At 45.3% G+C, this 25178-nt stretch carries 24 protein-coding genes; 13 read left to right on the top strand and 11 right to left on the bottom strand.

The features are described 5' to 3' along the window. Window positions 1-227 precede the first annotated feature (227 nt). The 3 genes from MUN34_RS13330 to MUN34_RS13340 all read left to right on the top strand — a co-directional run bounded on the left by MUN34_RS13330 (window position 228) and on the right by MUN34_RS13340 (window position 3887). Window positions 228-1721, top strand: coding sequence for an HD domain-containing phosphohydrolase (locus MUN34_RS13330; protein ID WP_247858043.1), 1494 nt, complete (start codon window positions 228-230; stop codon window positions 1719-1721). Window positions 1722-1742: 21 nt separating this feature from the next. Continuing rightward, the gene (locus tag MUN34_RS13335; RefSeq protein ID WP_247858044.1) at window positions 1743-2174 is read left to right on the top strand and encodes a GyrI-like domain-containing protein; all 432 of its coding nucleotides are present in this window, start codon (window positions 1743-1745) and stop codon (window positions 2172-2174) included. Window positions 2175-2351: 177 nt separating this feature from the next. After that, entirely contained in the window at window positions 2352-3887 is a 1536-nt protein-coding gene (locus MUN34_RS13340; RefSeq protein WP_247858045.1) for a M4 family metallopeptidase, read from the top strand. Between the two features lie 98 nt (window positions 3888-3985). Here MUN34_RS13340 and MUN34_RS13345 read toward each other — a convergent pair whose 3' ends face one another. The 4 genes from MUN34_RS13345 to MUN34_RS13360 all read right to left on the bottom strand — a co-directional run bounded on the left by MUN34_RS13345 (window position 3986) and on the right by MUN34_RS13360 (window position 7430). After that, entirely contained in the window at window positions 3986-4852 is an 867-nt protein-coding gene (locus tag MUN34_RS13345) for a hypothetical protein (RefSeq protein ID WP_247858046.1), read from the bottom strand. 71 nt (window positions 4853-4923) lie between these two features. Beyond that, window positions 4924-5907 (bottom strand): YhdH/YhfP family quinone oxidoreductase, encoded by a 984-nt coding sequence (locus MUN34_RS13350; RefSeq protein WP_247858047.1) that lies wholly within the window; start codon window positions 5905-5907, stop codon window positions 4924-4926. A 285-nt stretch (window positions 5908-6192) separates the two neighbouring features. Then, complete coding sequence (locus MUN34_RS13355; RefSeq protein ID WP_247858048.1) at window positions 6193-6699, bottom strand: hypothetical protein; 507 nt, start codon at window positions 6697-6699, stop codon at window positions 6193-6195. Between the two features lie 65 nt (window positions 6700-6764). Further along, complete coding sequence (locus MUN34_RS13360; RefSeq protein WP_247858049.1) at window positions 6765-7430, bottom strand: hypothetical protein; 666 nt, start codon at window positions 7428-7430, stop codon at window positions 6765-6767. 239 nt (window positions 7431-7669) lie between these two features. On the opposite strand from MUN34_RS13360, the gene MUN34_RS13365 reads away from it, so the two are divergent. Further along, a complete protein-coding gene (locus tag MUN34_RS13365; RefSeq protein ID WP_247858050.1) occupies window positions 7670-9307 on the top strand; it encodes a glycosyl hydrolase family 28-related protein in 1638 nt (545 codons plus the stop codon). Window positions 9308-9354: 47 nt separating this feature from the next. Here the strand turns inward: MUN34_RS13365 and MUN34_RS13370 are convergent, their stop codons facing one another. The 3 genes from MUN34_RS13370 to MUN34_RS13380 form a co-directional block, all read right to left on the bottom strand. Continuing rightward, a complete protein-coding gene (locus MUN34_RS13370; protein ID WP_026827117.1) occupies window positions 9355-10176 on the bottom strand; it encodes a DUF1028 domain-containing protein in 822 nt (273 codons plus the stop codon). Window positions 10177-10285: 109 nt separating this feature from the next. After that, entirely contained in the window at window positions 10286-11692 is a 1407-nt protein-coding gene (locus MUN34_RS13375) for a YfcC family protein (RefSeq protein ID WP_247858051.1), read from the bottom strand. Between the two features lie 164 nt (window positions 11693-11856). After that, entirely contained in the window at window positions 11857-12138 is a 282-nt protein-coding gene (locus MUN34_RS13380; RefSeq protein WP_247858052.1) for a putative quinol monooxygenase, read from the bottom strand. Window positions 12139-12282: 144 nt separating this feature from the next. Here MUN34_RS13380 and MUN34_RS13385 point away from each other — a divergent pair, with 144 nt between their 5' ends. The 4 genes from MUN34_RS13385 to MUN34_RS13400 all read left to right on the top strand — a co-directional run bounded on the left by MUN34_RS13385 (window position 12283) and on the right by MUN34_RS13400 (window position 15252). After that, window positions 12283-12768: a cupin domain-containing protein gene (locus MUN34_RS13385; RefSeq protein WP_247858053.1), complete on the top strand. Its 486-nt coding sequence runs from the start codon at window positions 12283-12285 to the stop codon at window positions 12766-12768. 95 nt (window positions 12769-12863) lie between these two features. Next, window positions 12864-13754 carry an aldo/keto reductase gene (locus tag MUN34_RS13390; protein ID WP_247858054.1) on the top strand — a complete coding sequence of 297 codons (891 nt, stop codon included), beginning with the start codon at window positions 12864-12866 and terminating at the stop codon, window positions 13752-13754. Between the two features lie 13 nt (window positions 13755-13767). Continuing rightward, window positions 13768-14700, top strand: a complete 933-nt coding sequence (locus MUN34_RS13395) for an aldo/keto reductase (protein WP_247858055.1) — start codon at window positions 13768-13770, stop codon at window positions 14698-14700. A 105-nt stretch (window positions 14701-14805) separates the two neighbouring features. Beyond that, the gene (locus MUN34_RS13400) at window positions 14806-15252 is read left to right on the top strand and encodes an OsmC family protein (RefSeq protein WP_247858056.1); all 447 of its coding nucleotides are present in this window, start codon (window positions 14806-14808) and stop codon (window positions 15250-15252) included. 40 nt (window positions 15253-15292) lie between these two features. Here the strand turns inward: MUN34_RS13400 and MUN34_RS13405 are convergent, their stop codons facing one another. Together MUN34_RS13405 and MUN34_RS13410 are read right to left on the bottom strand one after the other, a co-directional pair. Next, the gene (locus MUN34_RS13405; protein WP_247858057.1) at window positions 15293-16477 is read right to left on the bottom strand and encodes an MspI family type II restriction endonuclease; all 1185 of its coding nucleotides are present in this window, start codon (window positions 16475-16477) and stop codon (window positions 15293-15295) included. Window positions 16478-16553: 76 nt separating this feature from the next. Continuing rightward, on the bottom strand, window positions 16554-17501 hold the full coding sequence (locus MUN34_RS13410) for a DNA cytosine methyltransferase (RefSeq protein ID WP_247858058.1): 948 nt from the start codon (window positions 17499-17501) through the stop codon (window positions 16554-16556). 122 nt (window positions 17502-17623) lie between these two features. On the opposite strand from MUN34_RS13410, the gene MUN34_RS13415 reads away from it, so the two are divergent. Both MUN34_RS13415 and MUN34_RS13420 read left to right on the top strand, forming a co-directional pair. After that, a complete protein-coding gene (locus MUN34_RS13415; RefSeq protein WP_247858059.1) occupies window positions 17624-18094 on the top strand; it encodes a very short patch repair endonuclease in 471 nt (156 codons plus the stop codon). A 26-nt stretch (window positions 18095-18120) separates the two neighbouring features. Next, on the top strand, window positions 18121-19308 hold the full coding sequence (locus MUN34_RS13420) for a class I SAM-dependent rRNA methyltransferase (RefSeq protein WP_247858060.1): 1188 nt from the start codon (window positions 18121-18123) through the stop codon (window positions 19306-19308). Between the two features lie 93 nt (window positions 19309-19401). Here MUN34_RS13420 and MUN34_RS13425 read toward each other — a convergent pair whose 3' ends face one another. Next, window positions 19402-20418, bottom strand: a complete 1017-nt coding sequence (locus MUN34_RS13425; RefSeq protein ID WP_247858061.1) for a zinc-binding dehydrogenase — start codon at window positions 20416-20418, stop codon at window positions 19402-19404. 107 nt (window positions 20419-20525) lie between these two features. Between MUN34_RS13425 and pepT the strand changes: the two genes are divergently transcribed. After that, window positions 20526-21761: a peptidase T gene (pepT, locus tag MUN34_RS13430; RefSeq protein ID WP_247858062.1), complete on the top strand. Its 1236-nt coding sequence runs from the start codon at window positions 20526-20528 to the stop codon at window positions 21759-21761. A gap of 104 nt (window positions 21762-21865) precedes the next feature. On the opposite strand, the gene MUN34_RS13435 is transcribed toward pepT, so the two are convergent. Then, window positions 21866-22738 carry a prohibitin family protein gene (locus tag MUN34_RS13435; protein WP_012371819.1) on the bottom strand — a complete coding sequence of 291 codons (873 nt, stop codon included), beginning with the start codon at window positions 22736-22738 and terminating at the stop codon, window positions 21866-21868. Between the two features lie 301 nt (window positions 22739-23039). On the opposite strand from MUN34_RS13435, the gene MUN34_RS13440 reads away from it, so the two are divergent. Together MUN34_RS13440 and MUN34_RS13445 are read left to right on the top strand one after the other, a co-directional pair. After that, a complete protein-coding gene (locus MUN34_RS13440; protein WP_247858063.1) occupies window positions 23040-24665 on the top strand; it encodes an ABC-F family ATP-binding cassette domain-containing protein in 1626 nt (541 codons plus the stop codon). An 86-nt stretch (window positions 24666-24751) separates the two neighbouring features. Then, window positions 24752-25153: an NUDIX domain-containing protein gene (locus MUN34_RS13445; protein ID WP_247858064.1), complete on the top strand. Its 402-nt coding sequence runs from the start codon at window positions 24752-24754 to the stop codon at window positions 25151-25153. Window positions 25154-25178: the final 25 nt, after the last annotated feature.

The following is a 25178-nucleotide window of genomic DNA, read 5'->3' on the forward strand; positions in this document are numbered from 1 at the left end:
GAATATTCAAATCATATATTGTTTTAGTTGCTTAATCAATTACTTTTAGAACAATTAGTGCTTTGTAACTATACCTATTTTTGGAATTTAGTTCATTTTTACGGAAATCGACCGATATTATTAATAAACGTTCATGATCCTTCCCCTCATTTTTTAAAAGAGGACAGGTTATCGGTTACGTATCGCGATACGCTACATACATGACTTACTCTAAAAGGAGGCACCTTATGACACCTCTCCAAAAATTCGAACGGCAACTTTTGAAAAATTACTTAATCGGATCCTTTGTCGCTGTTTTCGGTGTCGGCTGTTTGTTTATTTTCGAAACATTGACATTCGATGCCCAGGAACGTGCAATTTTACTGACAATCATGTTTCTCTCTGTTTTTCTGATGTTCAGCTTTGAATATACGGTCTATCGAAAGCATATGCGTCCGCTCTATCAATTCTTCCGTACGCCTGCTCCGAGCCAAGCACAACTTACTGCTGCTTTTCGGACGACTCACCGTTTTCCGTTACTGACCATCAAACGGATCCTCGGACCCCATTTCCTTGGATTATCGATTCCGTCTTCTTCCTTAACGGCACTCGCCATTCACTTCAACTGGCTCGAAATGCCGTATTATCTCATTGGTCTCGCTTGTTTCGGTGCCGTTCTCGTCGCCATCCTGCACGCTTTGATCGAATTTTTCTTGACGTATCGTGTCACGGAATCCATGTTAGCGGAATTAACCATTCACTCTCAAACATACGGTGATGGTGAGCTCGTCTTAACAAAAAAGGATTTTATCAGTCTGCGTCAAAAAATGTTGATCAGTACGCTGATCATCGGTGTCTTTCCGATCCTGTTATTCGTTCTCGCTTCTGCCGTTCAATTGACGGAGAACGAAAGTCTGCGCTCCTACTGGAGTTGGTCGACTTTAATCTTAGTCGTCATCCTTTGTCTTGCGACATTTTGCAGTTTGCTTCTATATGAAAATATCCAAAAACCGATTTTGGCTTTGCAAGAAGGGGTTGCCCAGATTGAATCGGGTCAATTGAACACGATCAATAATCCTTTTTCCGATGAATTCTCTCAATTAGTTGGCGGCTTCAACTTAATGGTCGAAGGGATCCAAGGACGGGATCAGGAAAACGAGCAGTTGCTCGACAGTTTGTTTACCTTGTTTGCTGCGACACTTGATGCCCGGGATCCCTATACCGCCGGACACTCCTTACGTGTTGCGGAATATTCGGTTGAGATTGCCCGTGCCGCCGGATTGCCCGATGATCAAGTTGAGTTGTTACGTAAGTCTGCCCTTTTACATGACATCGGAAAAATCGGAATCCGTGATGATGTTCTATTGAAGGAAGGACGCTTGACGGATGAAGAATTCGATAAAATCAAGCAACATCCTGTCATTGGTGTACATATCTTATCGCAAGTTCATCTACCGGAGAAGTTACAACCGATTCTTCCCGGGGTAAAGTACCACCACGAGCGTTATGATGGAAAAGGCTATCCAGAAGGTTTGGCAGGGGAAGCGATTCCTGTTTTCGGACGAATTATGGCGATTGCTGATGCCTATGACGCGATGACATCCGATCGACCTTACCGGAAAGGAATGCCCGTTGCAAAAGCACTCGCCATTTTGGAAGAAGGCCGCGGGACACAATGGGATGCTTCTTTCACACAATTGTTCCTTGATTTAAAGAGACCTTCTGTCATCACTGCCTCTTGACTCTCATGAAAGGAGTTTCTTATGCATCCTAAAATTGTCGATCGCCACGAATTGTATGTTGTCGGACTTGGTTTGACGTGTAAAGAAAACGAATTGCATACCCTGATGCCGGAACTGTGGCGCGAGTTTTCACGCCGTTCGCATGAGATTCCTGCTGAACCCGGAAGTTATCCACTCGATTTGTCACTTGGACAACGCGGAACCAAACATATGCAGTGTATCGGTCTTCCTGTCGCGTCACTTGACCAGATTCCTAAAGGGATGAAAGGACATCATATTCCTCCGGCCAGTTATATTTTCTGGAAACATGAAGGTCCCGATATTGAGATTTGGAAATCGTTTGAAAAGATGCAACACTTTGCGCAGAAGCAAGGTATTACACTGGATCCACTGAATTTTAAAATTGACGAGACACGTGACAAGACACATCATCTCTATCAACGCATCCTTTAAAACCGCTTTCTAGAGCGGTTTTTTTATGTTCTCTTGTCTTTTTTTATGTCACTTAACTATTCAGTCAGGGTATTAAGTACTATATTCAGAAAATTCTAATTAATACGAACGCCTTATTCTCGCTTTTCCTTTTCTTTGGCATAGTTAGACTCAACCCAAACAAGGAGGCGATTTATTTTGAAAAAGTTTCTCGCTACATCGCTTGTCGCAAGTGTACTTGTCGTTCCTACAGTCGTCGGAGCAGAAGGTCTTCAAACTGGCAAACTGACGAAAGCTTCATCAGCACCAGCTGCATCAATCGTTAAAGAGTACGTGAACAAAAAAGGTGATTTCTCTGTCCAAGATGTCCAAAAAGATGGATCATCTAACATCGTACGTCTCCAACAAGAAGTGGATGGCGTCCCGGTCTTCGGTAGTGTCGTCGTCGGTAACGTTGCGAAAGACGGTACTTTGAAAGCAGTCGTCAATGATGCAATCAATGTCAAAGGGAAACCTGGTCTCGCTAAAAAAGCATCACTTTCTGAGAAAAAAGCAGTTAAACTTTATCAAAAAGCCATCAAAGCAACAGAATTCGAAGTGGCTCCTAAAGCAGAACTCGTCATCTACCCAGTGAAAGACGATGCGGTCTACGCTTACAAAGTCACATCAACAGTCCTCGCCGGTAAAGAGCCGTCACGCTGGACTTACTTCATCGATGCGAATTCAGGTAAAGTTCTTAATAAATATGACCAACTCGCTCATGCGAAACCGGTCAACACAGTTACCGGAACGACTTCTGTCGGTACAGGTACGACGGTTCTCGGAACTACTGCCACTTTCAACACAGTGAAGAGCGGTTCTTACTACTACTTACAAGATTCGACACGCGGTAAAGGGATCTACACGTACGATGCAAAAAATCGTAACACGCTTCCAGGTTCGCTTTGGGCGGATCTTGATAACCAATTCAATACAACATACGACCGTGCCGCTGTCAGCGCACAAGTCAACGCAGTGAAAACGTATGATTTCTACAAAAACACTTACGGCCGCAACAGTTATGACAACGCAGGTGCTGCACTTAACTCTTCAGTCCACTATTCAACGAGCTACAACAATGCGTTCTGGGATGGAACGAAGATGGTCTATGGTGATGGAGACGGTTCAACATTCACATACCTCTCTGGCGCACTTGACGTCGTTGCGCACGAATTGACGCATGCCGTCACAGAATACACAGCTGGACTCGTCTATCAAAATGAGTCGGGTGCCATCAACGAAGCGGTTTCCGATATCATGGGAACAGTCGCTGAATACTCAGTCGGATCGAACTTCGATTGGCTCGTAGGAGAAGACATCTACACACCTGGTGTCAGCGGTGACGCACTCCGTTCGATGTCAAACCCGGCTGCTTACGGCGATCCGGACCACTACTCAAAACGCTACACAGGTACACAAGATAACGGTGGTGTCCACACGAACTCAGGTATCGTCAACAAAGCCGCTTACCTCCTCGGTAACGGTGGAACACATACTGGTGTCACAGTCACTGGTGTCGGCGTACCAAAACTCGGCGCAATCTACTACCGTGCCCTCAGCGTTTACTTGACTCCGAACTCGAACTTCAGCTCACTTCGCGCAGCAGTCGTTCAATCGGCGAAAGATCTTTACGGTTCAACAAGTGCAGAAGCAACAGCAGCAGCGAAATCATTTGATGCTGTCGGCGTCTACTAAGAAAACTTCCTCCCAAGGATTTTCGACCTCCCGAGTCTACGGCTCGGGAGGTTTTTTGTCGAAAAAAAAACGATCTGTCAACGACAGACCGTTCCGGCTTATTTCCCTGGGTCACGTGCGAGACGAAGTCGCGTTGATCCGTTGTCCGGGAAAGCTTTTAATTGTAGTTTTTCACCTTGGTACCATGTTCCGTAACTCGTTTCAACGACCGGTTGGCCTAAAGCCGACAGGCCGGAGGCCGATGCATTCGTCCAGTCGATCGCTTCGACGATTCCGTCGGATACGACAAGCAGATAACCCGAGTTTGAGAAGTGATACGTATTGACGGCATCTTTTTGTGTATTCCCAAGCGCACCGTACTTCGCTTCAAATTTTTCGAGTGGCTGTCCGAGGTATTGTTCCGGCTTCTCGATCGGTTGATTGGCAACGACTTGTGATAACGTCTCAAGCAATGTCTTGTCTTTGACTGACGACGGAACATCCATCCGGACATCTGTTTCCGGAATATAACCTTCGACCGCATCACTCAATTTCAAGTGAACCATCCCGTTCTCGGCATCTAAAATTTCATAGACATCCCCTAAATCGGCTTTATAGATCACACTACTCCGGTTAGCATCCTGATAGACATCCGCAAAAGGACGTGTGACCCAAGCAGCTTGGCTGATTTCCGGTTTGTCCGCTTTTTTCTTTGGTTTCTTTTCTTTTGTCTTTTGCTCGGTCGACGCTGATTTTTTCGTATCTTTCGTGTCTTTCTCTTGTTCGCTTCCAACCGTTTTCGGTGACTCAACGGTCGACGTCGCTTGGCTCGCGTCATTCGTCGACACCATGTAACCCCATCCGCCGACAATCAAGACGGTCGCTAAAATACCACCCAGTGCCACGCTCCGGCGATTCCGTTTCTGCTTCCGGCGTTCTTTTCGGGATAACCGGTCTTGCTCTTTCTGTTGTTCATTTTGACTCATCTATTGTTCCTCCTGAATTGATCGAGACACTTTTTTAATCACTATACCACCGAACACTGTGCCGGCAGTGGTTAAATTTCGATGACAGTTCTGCCTTGATGGGTTCCGTCGAGCAGAGACGCTACGACGTCCGGGATCTCGCTCAGGCTTTTTGTAGTAACCCACTCCCCAATCGGCAGTTTCCATTCATCCGCCAGTTTGTACCACAGCCGAACCCGTTCAGCGATTGGAAATTGAACAGCATCAATCCCGATCAAACGAACGCCCCGTAAGATAAACGGATATACCGTCAACGTCATTTCAGCCCCACCGACATTGCCGCATGTCGTGACAAGTCCACCGTATTGAACATAGCGAATGACGGACGCAAGTAACGGTCCCCCGACCGTATCGATAATTCCGGCATACGTGCCTTTTTTCAGCGGACGGGTCGTCTCATCCAAAAAAGATTGCCGGGTTAACACTTCTGTCACGCCTTCCTGTTTTAACCGGTCGGCTTCCGCTTCTTTTCCGGTGACGGCATGGACGACGAACCCTAGCTTCAGAAGGAGTGCGACCGCAATACTGCCGACACCCCCGGTCGCACCGGTCACAAGAACCGGTCCGTCTTCCCGCTTGACCCTTTGTAGGAGTTCGTTAACGGATTGAGCAGCAGTTAATCCTGCTGTACCGTAAGCCATCGCTTCAAAGGTCGTGAATCCGTCCGGCAACGGTGTGATCCAGTCTCCCGGAACACGTATGTACTCTTGAAAGCCGCCGGACGTATTCATCCCAAAATCAAAACCGTTGACGACAACCGCTTCTCCTTCTTGAAACCGCGGATCAGTTGACGTGACGATATGACCCGCTGCATCGACACCCGGTGTATGCGGATATTGTTTCGTCACTCCGCGGTTTCCCGTGACCGATAAGGCATCTTTGTAATTGACGCAGGAATAGTCGACGCGGATCAAGACGTCTCCTTCTGGCAACTCCACGACTTGCTTTTGTTCTAGTGCTCCTGTAAATTCACCCTCCTGTTCCCGGACAACAAATGCTTTGAATGTATCTTTCATCTCCAAGACCCCTTTCCATTAATGACTCCAGTAAGCTATACCCGAACACAGTCATCGGCATACCTTTTATGTACGTTTTGTTCATACAAAAAACCGTGAATGCCGAAGCACTCACGGTTTTTGGCGTCTGACGAAAGGAAACTGTTTTCCGCAGGTAGTCACGAGTGACAGGTAAACATGTCATCGGTCCGTGGTCATAGGTGTGCCGTGGCCGTCGAGATTCCCGATTGGAAGAGGTTTGTGTCAAAGCGCCGTCCTTGATCAGGAGTCTCACCTGATCAAGGATCACATATAACGTGTACCGTCAAAATCAATCTCAGTCCGGTAATTGGCGGCATTGATCGCATTGGAAATCCGGTGCGCCGACCGCTCAATTTCCTGCGCTTTAATCCGGTACGCATCCGGATCGTACAGGGCATGTCGAATGACCGTCGTTCCTTCAAATCCGTATTGGAATTCGCGTTTTGGACGGGCCGCAAGTTCTTGGAACTGTGTTGCCTTTGCCCGGAGTTGCGTTGCCAGTTCAATCGCTTCGACGAGAGGCATTTCACCTTCCGTCGTCTCGATCATCGTCGACAAGTTCGCTGCGTACACTAACCGGTCGAGTGTCCGCATATCACGCCGGACTTCATCCATCGCTGACTCGACGTCCAGTAATGTCCGGTCTTGCCCCGTCGGCATCGCCTCACCTTTTTCAAGATCAACAAATGCAATCCGGTCCACTTCTTCGACCAGCTGTTCGAGCTGTTTCCGTAAGATACTTTTGAGTTTCACAGCGTCTGCTAAGTACATTGTTCAGTCCCCCCGTTTCCTGATTTTGCTCTAGTGTCTATTACGTCATAAGCTTTTGAAAGGTTTCATTTGAGTTGTCCGAGATAGTCGGAAAAATCTTGCTGGATATTTGTCAGCACCGTCTGCTCCATACCGGTCGATTGGTTCGGATCATAACGAACCGTCTCATACAGCCGTTGCAGCTCGGATGACGGCTGAAAACCGATCCGTTCAAACCATTCCCGGAACGACTCGGTCTCCCGTCGTTTCAGTTTTTGCGGGAGATGACGGTTAAACAAGACGACTTGTTGCCGGACCTGCTCGACCGGTAAAGGTGGCAGTTCGTCTTCTGGATTCGTTTCTCCCAGGCGTTTTTTTATTCGAACCGAACGTGGTACTAACTCTTCTTCAGTATTGTCCCATTTCTTTCGTTTTCGGAAACGCTGAACAATCAGAATCAGTAAGATTACCCCGGCGAGACCGGCAGCGACAAGCAGATACGGAAAGCCGTTTTCTCCTTCTTCGCCTTGACCTTTTGAGAATGGATGAAATCCTAGGGAGATGAACTTTACTTTCCGACCATTTCCGTCGCCTTTTCCTCTTTCATCCGTATCATATCCATAGATGATTTTTTTCTTTGGCGGCTCTTTTTTCTTAAACAAGTTCGACCACCAAAACGTCAACGGCTCGGATTCACAGTTGCTTACACAACTTGGCTGACCGCCACCCGGAAACACTTCGACCTTTTGCATAGCACTGTACCCTGCCTCAACCAACGGTTTTATAATGCCAAGTCCTAAAATGACCACACCTATCAAAATAAGCAATCGACTTCGAAAACGCATGTCCCCACCTCGCTAATGTCATTTTTATCCATTATATACGAGTCCAACCCTAATTATCGGAATTTTTTGTTTTTTAAAGAAAAGAGCTTGAATCCGGAGTGGGACGGGAAAAGGAAAGAAGTGATTTTTAGAGAGGGGTTTCAATTATGTTGAACTTAGATCATACACATGATCCATATCAAAACGGACAACTAATTGCAGAATATACCGAAACAAAATCAAACGGTGAGGCTGTGCTTCGGGCGGAACAATTGATGAAAGACAGTCCGTTCGTCGCACCGCGTCGGGCGACTCATCCGAGCCGCTACCTCCGTTCACTGATTTCACCACTGTTTTTAACGGACCGGGATAAACATATCTTGCCGTTAACGAAAGCCTTCGCCAGCGAACAGGATGAAATCCGGCCCAGTTGGTTCGGACGGCTGACATATGAATTCGAGCAATTGATCAGTCAGGTCGAAAAAGTCGATGTCCGGGCATATGGGGCGATCGGTGACGGCGTGACAGACGATACGCTCGCCTTTAAAGAAGCACTTGCAGACGGACACCGGCAAGTCCATGTTCCAGCCGGGACGTATCTTGTCCGCGGCATTCGCTTGCCAAGTTATACGATTTTGACCGGAGACGGTAAAGGACAAACGATCATTAAGCTCCACGATGCGGCTCCCAAAGGACGCCGGTTGATCACGAATCAAAATTACTTACTCGGGAATCATCATCTGCTCGTCGAACGGATGACACTGGATTGGAACATCGAACGGATCGGGGATGCGAAAAAGAGCAGTACATGGGGCAATCATTCGAGTTGTTTGACGTATGCGCACGTGACGTACGGTTGGGTCTTTGATGTCGATGCGGTCAATCCGGGATTACACTGCTTCGATATTTCAACTCCGTACTATAATTATAACGGCGACGGCGCACGGGCCAATCTCAGCAGTTCGTTCATCTGGTTTGACGGTCTGACAGGATCCGGTTTTGGCGATGACGGGATCACGACCCATCACAGTGATCATCTGTTCATCTCAAACTGTTTCATACGTGATCCGAGCGGCCGTGCCCATGCGGCCGGCTTCTCGAACTCAAACGGGATCGAGATTGATGACGGTTCCCGCGATGTCTGGTTATTCAACAATGCGACGACACGCTGCTTCGGAGGACTTGAAATCAAGGCCCATGCGACATCATCCGCCGCATCAACCGTTAAAATCGTCGGTCACTTGTCTATCGATGATCACCGGTCGTTCAACTTCCGTCATATTGGACATCATCAAGCAACAGACCCGACGTCCCAAACAGCGTACAATATCATCGCAACCCGGCTGATTGCCCAGACACCGCAATATACGTCACTGTATCAAAATTCGAAACCGCGGGCTCTCATCGTCTCGGCTTACCGTAATGTCGTCATTCATGATTTCACGGTGCTCGGGGACCCGTATTATGACTATCAGGAACAACCGATGATCGGAATTCAATATAAAGCCCGGAACGTCACGCTGAGCCAGGTCAAAATGAGCGGATTCCGCCAGGCTAAAACGGATATCCAGGTATTCGGCGGAGACAACCGGGCCGAAGACGTCCGATTGATTGACGTCCGGATTGAAGATTCGGCCAAACACGGCATCACGATTGGTCCAAACATCGAACACGTCCGCTTGACGAACGTCGCCATCAAAGGGGACGGGACAGTCGGCCTGAATGCCAAGTCTGAACCGGAACTGGAACGGTTTATTGCGACCGGCTACAAAGTACCGGTCCGGACGCATGCTACATCAGGCTAATCCACTAAAATAAGGCTGCTCCGACTCATGTCGAAACAGCCTTATTTTCATTGTGCCCGAAGATAGGCGAGGACCCGCGTGTCAATCGACCGATCCGTTTGTTCCCGCATCTCGAAGTTTTCCGTATGCAGGTACGTCCGGAAAGCTTCCGCAAATGAACCGCGGTATCCGAGTTCGAGCAGCTTGTCCATCAATTCCGATTCGAGTGCATCATCAATCGGCTTGATTTCTTCCGGCTTGCTTGGTTGCAAATACAGCGTATGCAACTGATAAATCCGCTCCAGTTCCTGAATCGGACTCGCATGATCATCGACCCGTAAATCAATATAACGATCATTAAAACCACCGTACCCGCCGCCTTCTTTGACGACTAACAATGCTGCCGACTGCATGCCCCGTGAATCTCCGCCCGCTGCTTGACCGGCGGCAAGTGCCCGTAATAACCGTTCAGCCAGCGGACCTTCCGTCGTCTCGAACACACGGGCCATCTCCTTGACCGTATTGCCGTCGACAAGAATGTTTCCTTGTGCCGCGAAGTGTTTTCCTGCAATTCCGCCTGCCCAGTCATTACAGCCTTCTCCCGTAAACGTCGCACTTTTACCTGAAGCATCGATGATTCCAACTTGACGATCCGCCCGTCCTTCATCGGCTTCCGTCAGCCGTTTCAAGACTTCGTCGGCCGACTTGCCTTCTTCAATCATCCGCAACCCTTCCGGACCGTATGACGTGTTTGCAAACGACTGGGTCGCAATCGCTCCGACACCGGCTTTCGCAAAAGGTACGGCACTGCCGACTGCTAAAAATTTTGACTGAACCGCTACACCCCAAGCCTGTTCTTTTTCACAATACCCAACGATTGAATAAGTCATCTGTCTAAAATCCCCCTCGATTATCATACATATTCTGTTCGTCGTAAGATTTCCCGTTTCCTGCATATGAAAAACCTTCCGTTCACTTCGAACGAAAGGTTTGGTGTGATTATTGAATTCCGAGGACTACCGCGAGCAGCAAGGCACCACACGCAAGGACAATCCAAATCGCAAACAGTTTCCAAACAAATCGTAGCCATTTTTCGTACGGAATACCGGCAATCGCCAGGAACGCCATCAAGTGGGCACTCGTCGGGAAAATCATATTCGTCAAACCGTCACCGTACTGAAAGGCGAGGACTGCGACTTGCCGCTCAATTCCGAGCAAATCAGCAAGTGGCGCCATGATCGGCATCGTCGTCGCCGCTTGTCCACTTCCGGAGGGAATAAAAAAGTTCGTAATCAGTTGGACGATATACATCCCGATGACAGCAAGAGACGTCGGTAACTGTCCGACGGCGTTCGACAAACCGTAAATCACGGTATCGATGACCCGTCCGTCTTCTAAGATGACGACAATTGCCCGGGCAAAACCAACAATCAAGGCACCAAACGTAACGGCCTTGGCTCCATCAATTAAACTTTCGAATGTCCGGTTGACGCCCATTGTCACGATACCAGCGAGTAAGCCGATAATCAGGAACGAAGCTGTCAGTTCCGTCAAATACCAACCCCACTCAAAAATACCGATGACGTTCAGCGTGATTCCGCCGACAAGCACAACTAGAACAAAAAGATGTTTTTTCGAAAATTGAGAAAAAGTTGTTGCTATTTCCTGTTTTCGGTGTTTCTCCAGATCATGTACAAGACTCTGTTCCGGATTTTTTTTGACCTTCTGTGCATAGTTCATGACATAAAGAATCGTAACAATTAAAAAGACGAGATAGACTGCAGTCCGGTAACCGAGTCCACTGAACAGCGGCACTTCAGCAATTGACTGCGCGACGCCGACCGTAAATGGGTTCAGCATACCTCCGGCAAAACCGACGGCAGCTCCGAGACTGACAATCGCTGCACCCGTCATCGCATCGTAACCAAGGGCACGTGCTAACATGATGCCGATCGGAACGAAGATAATCGTTTCTTCCGCCATTCCGATTGTCGCACCGGCAACGGAAAAGACGAACATCGTCATCGGGATCATGATATGCCCTTTTTGACCGAACCGATTAATCAGTTGATTGATGCCGGATTCGATCGCACCCGTTTGCCGGATGATTCCAAATACACCACCGACCAAAAAGATATAAAAGATAATGGCAGCACCTGCCTCCATCCCTTTTGGAATGGCTTCAAACAAACCAAACAAGTTAACGGGTGCGGATTCAACGGCACGATACGTACCATCGATGACAACCGTTTGTCCGTCCTGCTTTTCCCGGTCAAACTGACCTGCCGGTAATGTATACGTCAAGATGACAGCAATCAGTAAAATCCCCATGATAATCGCGTACGTGTGAGGCATCTTGAAGAAAGAGCGCTCCGAAGCATTTGCCTGTGGTTTCCGTTCATTCATTCATTTGCCTCCTGACCTACCTTTAAATTTTGACTCTCTTAAGAGATAATGCCCTATTTATGGAAAAAATAACAGTCTATTTCGTCATTTAATTTTTTTGTAATATATTAAATCTGTAAGAAAAACAAAAAAACCTGACCGCAGTCAGGTTTTTTGAGTCTTACTCAAGCATTAAATGATTGAACATCAAGTGGTTTCGCAAGCGCTGTTTGCGCAAACGCCACGAACTGCCCGAAATGTGCACTTGTGTTGTGCGTTTCGATGGCTGCCTGATCTTCCCATTTCTCAATCATCATGAAGACATTTTCATCTTCCGTGCTTTGGAAAAGGTCATAGCTGATGTTGCCCGCTTCTAAGCGTGATCCTTCGATCAACGTTTTAGTAGCTTCTAAAAGCTCTTGACGTTTTGCTGGTTGTACTTCTAATTTTGCTTCAATGGCGATCATTGGAAAGCCTCCTCTAAAATTTCATTAACTCAAGTATCGTAGCACCTTCCTTCCCCATTCTCCATTAAGATGCTTGGACGATTAAGGAAGTTATATTTCGGGTAAAAAAATGTATCATTTTGACATTGGAAAGGAGTTTATTTCATGAACGTCGAGACTTTTTATTTCGATGATGATGGTGAGATTCCCAACAATCCAGATTTGCCTGTACTTATTTATCGTCATGTCTTTGATGATCCCTCTTCCATCGAAGAGACCTTCAATACGCACAACTGGCAGAACAGTTGGGTCGATGGGATTTTTGATTTCCATCATTATCACAGCGTCGCCCACGAGGTCATCGGCATTCTTGAAGGACATGCGAGCATTCAATTGGGCGGACCGCTCGGAAAAACTTTTACGTTAACCGCCGGCGATGTCGTCGTCCTGCCTGCCGGTACGGGCCACAAGGCTTTACACACGAGTCGACGGTTTCAGGTCGTCGGCGCCTATCCGAAAGGGCAAGACTACGATACATTGACCGGTGATCCGTGTGAACGCCCGGATAACCTGAAACGGATTGCCCAAGTGGAACGGCCGCAAACAGATCCCGTTTATGGACAACAAGGACCGTTACTTGAGCACTGGTAATCTCATCCGTCTTCCGTTTGCCCGGAAGGCGGACGTTTTTTTCTGCTCTATCCGTGGTAAACCCTACTATTGTGCTTTTTAAAGGAGGAACTGAGATGAATGAGACAGAACGGACCGTCATACTGGCGGCACTGAAACAAAAGACCGTTACACTTCCGGATCAGACGCATGTTCGTGCACTTGGCCAAGGGACATGGCGTATGGGAGAAGACCAAAGTAAGCGTCAGGCTGAAATCGAAGCCTTGCACGTCGGACTCGACAGCGGGATGGAACTGATCGATACCGCGGAAATGTACGGGGAAGGAGCCTCCGAACAACTGATTCGCGAGGTACTGAAAGAACGACGTGACGACGTGTTCCTCGTCTCAAAAGTCTATCCCCACAATGCCGGCGGCGAAAAACTGCGCGCAGCCTGTGAGCAGACACTTGAAAATCTCGGTACTGATTATTTAGATCTCTACTTGTTGCACTGGCGCGGCAGCATTCCGCTTCAGGAAACGGTCGACGGTCTCGAGCAATTAAAGGCAGAAGGTAAAATCCGCCGTTGGGGTGTCTCTAACTTTGATGTCTCTGACATGAACGAACTTTTATCACTTCGTAACGGCGATCAATGTTCTGTCAACCAAGTGCTGTATCATCTTGGTTCGCGTGGTATCGAGTATGAGTTGATGCCGCTCTTAAAACAACACGGGATTCCGGTCATGGCCTATTGCCCACTCGCAGAAGGCGGTAGCTTACGGGACCAATTGCTTGATCATCCGACTGTCGAACGTCTTGCGGAAGAACATGGCGTCAAACCGGCACAAATTCTACTTGCCTGGGCGATTCGCAGCGGTGACGTCATCGCAATCCCGAAAGCCGGACAGGCACAACACGTGGAAGAAAACGGGAAATCGGCGCTCGTCGAGTTAACCGACGAAGAATATACAGCACTCGATGAAGCATTCCCGGCACCAACTAAAAAAGAACCACTCGATATCGTTTAAGGAGGAAAAAGTCATGAACAAATCAGTCACTCTTGGAAAATCTAATCTTACCGTCAATCCAATCGGTCTTGGAACGAATGCGGTCGGAGGACACAACCTTTATCCAAATCTCGATGAACAGGCAGGTCGGGATCTTGTCCGCGTCGCTTTGATGAACGGTATTAACTTCTTGGATACCGCCTACATTTATGGTCCGGAACGTTCGGAAGAACTAGTCGGAGAAGTGTGGAGTGAAACAGTGGAACGTGAGGAAGTTATTCTTGCGACAAAAGGGGCACACCAACTCATCGACGGTAAGGCCGTCATGAACAACTCACCTGAATTTTTGAAACAAGCGGTCGAAGATAGTCTGAAGCGTCTGCGGACAGATTACATTGATTTGTATTACATTCACTTCCCGGACGAGACGACACCAAAAGACGAAGCCGTCGCAGCTCTTGCTGAGCTAAAAGCCGCAGGAAAAATTCGGGCGATCGGTGTCTCTAACTTCTCGCTCGAGCAGTTAAAAGAAGCCAATAAGGACGGTCATGTCGACGTCTACCAAGGTGAGTACAATCTCTTTAAACGCGATGCCGAAAAAGAGATTTTACCGTACATTCGGGAACACGGCATTTCATTCGTACCGTACTTCCCGCTTGCTGCCGGTCTGCTTGCCGGAAAATATGATGCAGATACGAAGTTTGATGATCTTCGGAAAAACGATCCGTTGTTCCAGGATGATGTATTCAAAGACAATCTGGCAAAAGTCGACTTGTTGCGTCCGATTGCGGAAGCGAAAGATGCCGAAGTCGCGCACATCGTTCTCGCCTGGTATTTAGCACAGGACGGCATCGACGCCATCATCCCGGGTGCGAAACGGGCTGATCAAGTCACGGATACGATCCGGACACTTGATGTCGAATTAACGGAAGACGAGATTCGTCAAATCGATCACATCTTCAGCTGACACAACAAAACCACGCCAGTTCGACTTGGCGTGGTTTTGCTTTGAGCAGATTAGGCGAAAAATTGAAGAATGGCTCGTATGATGAAGAAACAGGAGGCGATTACTATGAAACACCATTTTCACCTGACAGCAGATTGGCCGGGCAACCGCAATGATGTCGGACAAATCGAGACCGGCGAATTAAAAACCAAGATTTCAATTCCGGATGCAATGGACGGTCCCGGTGTCGGTACCAATCCGGACGAAATGTTACTTGGCGCGGCAGCAACCTGTTACATCATCACACTCGCTGCCATGCTTGAACGGAACAACATTCCTAAAGTATCACTGACGATGGAATCGGAAGGAATCGTCGACGTCACGAACGGCGTCTTCACCTATGACGCGATCATACACCGACCGACCTTGATTCTACCGGTAGAGACGACAGAAGCGAACCTGACGAAAGCACGCCGCCTGGCTGAAAAAGCAGAAGGATCGTGTATGATTACGCGGGCACTGGCTGGTAATGTGAAGGTTTCGTTAGAGGCGGTTGTGGAATTTGGAGGGTAACACCTCCTTTTTTTGTATTATCGAATTATTCTTTTATGCATTATAATACTTTTCCTTTTAACTGAATACTTGCTCCTCGTTCACCTGTATACGTAAACTGGAAGGGGCTATTAAATTGTCCATTCTTAACTTCAGTTAAAATTTTATTAATATATTCTTCTTTATGATAAATCATTAATTCTTTAGTATCATTTTTATAGACAGTAAAATATTCAGCATTTTGAACTCCAGTACCAACTCCACCTATACCACAATAAGCCCACTCTGTTAATTTTTCATAGTATTTAGGGAAATATTGGTTGATAGCATATATACTTTCATCGCTAATCTGAGTAGGTGCACCTGTTTGTTGCAATTCATTCAAAGCATATTTTAGTGGTTCTTCTTTTATATTTAATACTTCAATAAAAGAACTAGCTGGATATTGATGAACCGCTACCCATTTACTACTCGTTCTTTTGGAACTAATAGTAAAAGTTTTTTCACTATCTTTCAAAAAAATCTTTACTATTAAGTCAGTTTTAGGATTGCTAGATCTTAAACTTAAGTGATTGTTTTTTAATTTAGGAATAATATTTGTTGCTTTTATATCTATTATTTTTTCTTCTGTATGTATTCCAAATTTACTTATTATTTTATAGAAATAAGGGAAATAAAATCCAATTTCCTTATGTGTATCTTGATTCCATATATTTAAATTATGTTTACTTGATAAAATATCTACAAGCAACTTTTCAAAAGCTGTCCCTTGTAAAGCTTTTACTTTTGTTAGTTTTTCTTTTTCTAACCATTTCTCTTCTATCAAAAAATATAATTCAGTAAAACTAACTATATTATCGATTTCTGAAAGAATTTTTTCTTTGTCAATTGAAGACTTATAGCTTTCAAATTTCTTAACTTCCTTTTCATCAATCATGTCAGGATACACTATCAATGCCTTTTTGTAAGACGAATCAATTTTTTTAAAATTTAAAGCATTCCACTGGTAACCATTTATTCTTTCTCTAGGGTAAGAGGTAGAGGTTTGGATTAGCCATTTCTCTCCATCTAAAAACTCAATTTCTATCGAAAAGTGAAATTGTTTTTTCTTTGAAGCATAACCTATTCTAGGTTTTGTCAAAAAATTTTTTATATATTTTTTTTCTAACAGCTTATCCAGTAAAATTTCAATCATACTTGAATGAAGTGCTCCACGCATATTTCTTGAATCCTTGTAAATATTCAAAATAAACCCTCCTAACAAAATAAAATCACACCCTTATTATACATAAAAGGTGTGATTTATCTATAATTTGTTAATTTTATATAACAAATTCTATTTGATTATCATTTATTTCAATACATAAAGACTTTTTCATTTCTTTAGCTATTTCCCTTACAACAGGAACAGCTACACTATTCCCAAATTGTCTATACATCTGTGTTCGGGAAACAGGAATCACGAAGTCTTTAGGATAACCCATAATTGATTTACACTCTTTTTCAGAAAGCAACCTTAACCCAGTCTCCCCATCTCTTACAAAAGTTCCTGTTAGTCTTTGAATTTTATGGTAGCTAGCAACCAATGTTTTTACTGGAAATTCAGATGTTTCATCAATGATTTGAGGGCGTCCATCATCCTTTTTAAACAAATAATTCTCTTGGGTTTTTTTGGTAATCGAATAACCAGCTGCTCCCCACTCAATGTACTTATTAATTGGTTCTTTCAAAGAATTTCCTGAAGGAAATTCAAATGAATTTACTTTTAAATCATTTCTGAACCCTACAATATATATTCTTTTTCGATTTTGAGGAATCCCAAAGTCTACTGAATCTAAAACTTTATAATATACTGTATAGCCGATTTCAATTAATGCATTTTGAATAATACGGAATGCTTCACCCTTTTGGATAGTTAACAAACCAACTACATTTTCTAATAAAAAACTTTCTGGTTGTTTTTCTTTCAAAATTCTTAGGACATCAAAAAATAGCGTTCCTTGTGTTTTATGAGAAAAACCTTCTCTTTTTCCAATATTGCTAAATGGTTGACAAGGAAATCCAGCAATCAAGATATTATGATTTGGAACTTCATTTTCGGGAATTAAAGTAATATCACCGTGAGGTTTCTCTCCGAAATTAGCTTCATATGTTTGTTGAGAGAAACGATCCCATTCTGAAGAAAATACACATTCACTATCTTCGTCTGTAAAAGCTAGTCTCATGCCACCAATTCCTGCGAATAAATCTATAAATTTATATTTTTTCAATATTGTCACCTCTTTTTAATTTTACTTATTTAAATTTAATTTTTAAAACCGATTTCCACTTCTTTTACGATCATTAGTTCTTAATTCTTAAATTATAACTTATTGGAGGTGTTATACAAAGTATGGTGATGAAAAAAAATAATATTAATCATAAAGCAAAATCCAAAGATACGAAACTGGAGTTTCGTGTTAGAAAAGTATTATGGAAAAGAGGACTTCGGTATAGAAAAAATGTTTCTATATTGTTTGGAACTCCTGATATCGCTTTTCCCAATTTAAAATTTGTCATTTTTATTGATTCATGCTTTTGGCATGGATGTCCTAAGCATTTTAAACTACCTAAAAAAAATTCTCTCTTTTGGGAAAAAAAAATTGAAAGAAACATTGAAAGAGACTTAGAAGTTACAAAACATTATACTTGTAATGGATGGACAATTTTAAGAATTTGGGAGCACGATATAAAAAGTAGTTTTGAACAAATAATTGAAGAAGTTATTATCACACATAACAAATTAAAATACGCAGAAGAAAATAAAAAATTTTCTTTCGAAGCTTCTTTCGAAAATAGTTTACCATTTGATGAAGAATGCTAATATTTTGCTAGAAATGAGGAACTCGTGTGCCACGTGAAATTTATCCGGTTGTCGTCAAAACGACAGCCCTCGAACAAATCAAAGACGGACAACCGTTTTTGTACAAAGAATTGTTTCAAAAAACCAGTCATCTCAAAGAAGCTGGTGCCTTACTCCGGCTGATGACAGAAGATAAAGAATACCTTGCAACGGGTTATTTTGGCAAGCAGGAAAAAGGGGTTGGTTGGTTACTGACGACTGATGAACTGCAAGACATCGACGAAACCTTCTTCAAAGAAAAAATCGAGGCTGCCCTCGATCGTCGGAATGATTTTTTTGAGAATGATTTAATTGATACGTTCCGCGTGTTCAACGGTTCAGGAGACGGAATCGGCGGTCTGACAATCGATTGTTTTGATCACCATTATCTGATCACGTTTGAAAACGAAGGCATCTACTCTTTTAAAGCCGATATCGTGTCAGCACTCGAATCACTTATCCACTTCAAAAGCATTTATGAAAAACGGGCTTTCCAAATCGATGGACAACCGGTCAAAGGTGACGATTTCTTAGCCGGTGAACGCGGTGATTTCCCCGAAGTCTTGCAGGAAAATGGAATCCCTCTGCTGTACCATCTCGATGCCGGTATGCGTACCGGTCTCGATATTCAGCAGCGCGAACTCCGTTCCATCGTTAAAGAACACGCTGCAGACCGGCATGTCCTGAATCTGTTTTCTGACACCGGTACGTTAACGGCAGCTGCCCTTCTTGGTGGTGCAACCGAGACGACAAGCGTTGATTTTTCAACACGGAGCCGTAATAAGACCATCGAACAGTTGGAATTACATCAACTCGATCCCGCAACACAGACCATTCTTGTGCAGGACGCCTTTGACTATATCGATCAAGCCGATAAAAAAACACGCTTTGATTTCGTCATCGTTCATCCGCCGATTCTTGTCAAAACACAGGCTCGTCATTTCCGGGCGGAGGTCGACTTACCCGCTTTGATTCAACAAACCATCCACATGACCCATCGTGGCGGTTTATTGCTGATTACGACAGACTGTCCTTTATTTGACCAAGCCCGCTTCATGAAGATGGTCGATCAAGCATTTAAAAAATTACGTCAAACGTACGAAATCGTTTGGGAAAGTACTCCTTTAGACGACTTCCCGGAACATGCTTCTTTAAAAGAAACAGCTTCAAAATCCGTGTTGGTCCGGCGTAAATAAGCACATAATTAATGATTCTGCTGATGATTTTTTCATCAGCAGATTTTTTTTGGGATTAAAAGGAAAAGTAAAATGAATAGCGAATCATTATTCTTAGGAACAATCAGTTACGATGCTGATTTTCCCAAAATGTGACCGCTGATCAAAGGTTTGGTAGGCAACATTCAATGCATCAAGCCGACGCGGCACCTGCTCTTCGATGACGAGGTCGATGACTCCATCCGCGACGAGTTGTGCGACTTCTGCCAAATGCGCTTGTTGACGTAACATTTCCTGCTCTTTCCCTTTCAACAATGGAAGGGCAACGAAGACGGCTTCGAGCGTCAATGCCTTACTGTGCATCATCGTCAAATCCTGTGTCGTCCGGGTGGCGATGGAAATAATTTTTCCGCGCTCCTTCGCAAGGATGAAAGACTCTTGCAAATGATCTCCGCCGACGGTATCAACGATGACATCGAATCCATCATGACCGAGACGCGCTAATAACTGTTCGGCTGATTCATCCCGGTACCGGTGCGGACGAATACCGTGTTGTTCTAACCACGTTGCCTTCTCATCACTTGAAGCACTCGCTGTCACGTCACATCCATAATGTTTAGCCAGTTGTCCGACAAGGTGACCGACTCCCCCCGTCCCACCTGCTACATACAAGCGCATCCCCGGATGAACGGCTGCCCGCTCCTTCAACACTTCCATTGCCGTCAGACTGATGACCGGCAGACAACCTGCTGTAGCAATGTCCAGATTATCCGGTCTGAGTACGGCCATCTTTTCAGGAACCAACATTTGCTCCGCCAGTGCTCCGGACCGGTTACCGAGTCCACCGCCAAAGGCAATGACATGATCGCCGACAGAAAAAGACGTCACACTCTCTCCGATTCCAATGATTTCCCCCGTAACATCGCCCTGGAGAATTCCAGTTGATGGAGCTGCTGCCACATGACCAAAAAACATTTTGGTGTCCAGTGGATTTAGGCTTGTACCCTCCACTTTAATCTTTAAATCGTAGTTCCCCGTTTGATTAAGTGTGACGTCTTTTTCTGTTAACGTAGCGTCTTTTTCTGTTAACGTAGCGTCTTTTCCGTACTGTTCGACGACATATGCTTTCATAAAAAATCCCCCTTTTTTCAAATCAGCTTATCTTGTTTCAGAATACTCTAACATTCCTACTTCATGCTATGATGAAGCTACCTTAACTCAGAAAGGACGTTTTTTCTTTGAAACATGATTTGATTCGTCGCTTGACTACATATGCGAAAATCGATACACAGTCTGACTATGCCAGTACGACCGTCCCGACAACCGACGGACAATGGACGCTCGCCCGTCTGCTTGTTGAAGAACTGAAGGAAATCGGCATGAGTGATGTGACCGTCGATGCAAACGGATATGTCATGGCGACTCTTCCTGCCAATACCGATGCGGACATTCCGACAATCGGATTTTTAGCCCACCTGGATACGGCGACTGATTTCACAGGAACAAACGTCAATCCGCAAATCGTCGAAGGATATGACGGGGAAGACCTGGTGCTTAACCCAACGATTCCTGTCATCCTGTCCCCAAAGGATTTTCCTGCACTTAAAAACTATGTCGGGCATACGTTGATGACGACAGATGGCACGACATTGCTCGGCGCAGACAATAAGGCCGGAATCGCCGAGATCATGACTGCGATGCATCATCTTCTCACGCACCCGGAAATCAAACATGGCCGGATTCGTGTCGCCTTCACACCTGATGAAGAAATTGGACGTGGTCCGCATCATTTTGACGTCGCTGCTTTTGATGCAAAATTTGCATATACGGTCGACGGCGGTCCGCTCGGTGAACTTGAATATGAAAGTTTCAACGCAGCTGCTGCAGAAATCGTCTTCCACGGAACAAACGTCCACCCGGGTACGGCGAAAGACAAGATGGTCAACTCGCAAAAACATGCGATGGCTTTCCAAAACCGGTTACCGGGCGATGAGGCACCTGAATTCACAGACGGTTTCGAAGGATTCTACCATTTGATTTCGTTTGAAGGTTCGGTCGAAAAAACGACCGTCCATTACATTATCCGTGATTTCGACCGTACTAAATTCGAAGCCCGGAAACACTTCCTGACGGCTTTGGTCGAAGAATGGAACAAGAAATATGGGGCAGGCAGTGTCGAAATCAAACTGAACGATCAATATTACAACATGCGCGAGAAAATCGAGCCGCATATGGAAATCGTTGATATCGCGCATGCTGCGATGGAATCACTCAGCATCACACCGATCATCAAACCGATTCGTGGCGGTACGGACGGTTCGCAACTGTCGTACATGGGACTTCCGACACCAAATCTCTTTACAGGTGGTGAAAACTACCACGGGAAGTTTGAATTCATCTCTGTCGACAACATGGTCAAAGCAACAGAGGTCGTAGTGGCGATTGCGGAGCGATTCGCTCAGTCAGCTAAATAAGACGGTATAACGAAAGCAGATTCTCGACATGAGAATCTGCTTTTTTGTGCTCCATATTTTTTCTTCAGATGACAGATAAGCTTTATGAAAAAATTACAGTTCACTTACTTCTCTTCTGTTGTTGTTTGTTGATCCGGAATTGGTAATTGGACCATACTGCCCGACCCGCTGACCAGCGGTGATTTCCCGTCCCACTTCTTGACGGCTTCGTACTGAATCATCTCTTCCGTCAATGTTTTTTGTAGTTCTTTTTGGGCCTTCGCAAGTCCTTGTGCTTCAATCAATCGGGCATCTGCTGCACCTTTCGCTTCTACCCGTAGCCGTTCTGCTTCCGCTTTCGCAATCGCAAGATCCGTCTTCTTTTTATCAAGCTCTTGTGACGCTTTGACCCGCGCATCAATCGCTTCCTGTGTTTTCGCATCCGGTTTAGGTGCTCCGAGTGCGACGTCCTCGATGATAAATCCAATCTTTTTGACATCTTCGGCAAACTGCGTCTGAATGCTCGTCGAGACGTTTCCGGACTGCTCCCCGAATAACTCAAGGACGGTGACTTTCGAAATCTGTTCGCGTGACGCGTCATAAAGACGTTGTTTTAAGTAACCGGCAGCAATCTCATCAATTTCAATCGGACCGAATTTATTAAAGACTTCCGTCACTTGATCCGGTGAGACCGAAAAACTGTACGTAAAGTCGACGACGATATTCTTTCCGTCCTTTGTCGCCAGTGTCATATTGTCGAGTGACTTGGTCTGTGTCCGGATCGGATATTCGGTGACACGTGTAATCGGCGACACGATGTGCCATCCTTGCGAGAGTGTCTCATCCTGAACACCGCTGGACGGTTTATAGACGACACCGACCTGTCCCGGTTCGATTTGTTCGACGATGAATGGCGTCATCGCGAGAAGCGCAACGACGATTACACCGGCGATGATCATCGATGGCCTGATACGTTTTTTCGGTTTGATTTCTCTCATTTTGAGTCTCCTTTATCAATTTTATCCTGAATATACTTATACAGTTCAATGGCTAGCAAGACGATTAGTGCAAAAAATAATAATGTAAAAAGTGTTGCCACACCGTCCTCCTCCTTCATGAATGTTCTACCTACTCTTACGCTCCCTGTTGGAAAATGTTTCATTTTGTTTAAAAGCATGGTTGCTAAATTGTGCAATCCGGTCTAAGATGTAAAGAACTTTGTCCTTAAAACGAAGCGTATCATTTTGTGGTACACTCGTAACAGCACATCACACACTAGAAACGAGGGTTCATCTCTATATGATTACAGTACAAAACGTCGGTCTCCGCTTTGCGGACCGTAAATTATTCGAAGACGTCAACATCAAGTTCACACCGGGCAACTGCTACGGTCTCATCGGTGCAAACGGTGCCGGTAAATCCACATTCCTTAAAATTCTTGCCGGTGATATCGAAGCGCAACAAGGAGACGTCATCATCACGCCGGGCGAACGCCTTGGTGTCCTTCGCCAGAACCATTATGAATATGAAGAGTTCCAAGTCATTGAAACGGTCATGATGGGACATAAACGTCTTTATGAAGTCATGAAAGAAAAAGATGCTATCTATATGAAAGAAAACTTCTCGGACGAAGACGGCATGCGTGCTGCTGAGCTCGAAGGTGAGTTCGCAGAAATGAACGGATGGGAAGCAGAGTCGGAAGCGGCAATGCTCTTACAAGGTCTTGGTATCAAAGAAAATCTGCACACTAAAACAATGGCTGAACTAACGGGCGGAGAGAAAGTCAAAGTCCTGCTTGCTCAAGCATTGTTTGGTAAGCCAGACATTCTGTTACTCGATGAGCCTACCAACGGTCTTGACTTGAAAGCCGTCAAATGGCTTGAAGAATTCTTAATCGGGTTTGAAAATACGGTCATCGTCATTTCCCACGACCGTCACTTCCTCAACAACGTTTGTACGCATATGGCCGATCTCGACTACGGGAAAATCCAACTGTATATCGGAAACTATGATTTCTGGTACGAATCAAGTCAGCTTGCTTCACGTATGGCAGGCGACCAAAACAAGAAAAAAGAAGAAAAAATTAAAGAACTTCAAGCCTTCATCGCCCGTTTCAGCTCAAACGCTTCCAAAGCGAAGCAAGCGACGTCACGGAAAAAGCTGCTTGATAAAATCACACTCGACGACATCCGTCCGTCGTCACGCCGTTATCCGTTCGTCGGCTTCACACCGGAACGTGAAATCGGAAATGATCTGTTGATCGTTGATGGCATTTCGAAAACAATCGATGGTGTCAAAGTCCTTGATAATGTCCGTTTCTCATTAAATAAAACGGATAAAGCCGTCTTCATCAGTCAAAATGATATTGCAATCACGACACTCTTTAAAATTCTGATGGGTGAGATGGAAGCAGACAGCGGAACATTCAAATGGGGTGTCACGACGTCACAATCATATCTGCCAAAAGACAACTCTGCTTTCTTCGAAGGCTCGGAGAAAACGATTCTCGATTGGTTGCGCCAGTATTCGCCAGCTGATGAGAGCGACACGTTCCTTCGTGGGTTCCTCGGTCGGATGCTCTTCTCCGGTGAAGAAGTCATGAAAAAAGCGTCTGTCTTATCAGGGGGAGAGAAAGTCCGTTGTATGTTATCAAAAGCGATGCTCAGCGGCTCAAACGTTCTTGTCCTCGATGATCCGACGAACCACTTGGATCTCGAATCAATCACGGCACTCAACGATGGTTTGATTGCTTACAAAGGTGCGATGCTGTTCAGCTCGCATGACCATCAGTTCGTCGAAACGATTGCAAACCGGATCATCGAATTGACACCAAACGGTATCGTCGATAAAGAAACGACATACGATGAATACCTCAACAACGAGTCTGTCCAAGAACAACTATCAACGTTGTACGCTACAAACTAATGCAGTAAACAAGAGACCTGTCCTAGCGGATCGGGTCTCTTTTTTTGTACACTAGATGTATCAGTCCGAACAGAGGAGGAAATCATTTGCGTCACCGTGCCTGTGCAGCTTTGATTGAGAACGGTCGGATTTTAATGGTCCGGATCATAACGGAAAACCAAAGTTTTTGGACCTTACCCGGCGGTGGTCTCAACACCGATGAAACATTCGAACAGGCGGTCGTTCGGGAAGTCGCGGAAGAAGTTCGTCTGACAGTCCGTGTCATCCGACCGTTGTATACGAAAACCGATTCGTCCGGAAAAGAAGTCTGCTTCCTCGTCAAACGTGTCGATGCAACGATTCCTTTACTCGGCCACGATCCGGAACGACCACTTGATCAACAAGTCCTATCCGGGATTGACTGGCATCCTCTTGCTGAGATGAAAGAGGATATACAAGTTGCCGAAGTATTGGCTGCTTTGAACAAGACACCGTCTCTCCTTTTGTAAATGAAAAATTAACCAAGTGAAATGA

Source organism: Exiguobacterium sp. 17-1, assembly GCF_023096305.1.
Taxonomy (GTDB): Bacteria; Bacillota; Bacilli; order Exiguobacteriales; family Exiguobacteriaceae; genus Exiguobacterium_A; species Exiguobacterium_A sibiricum_A.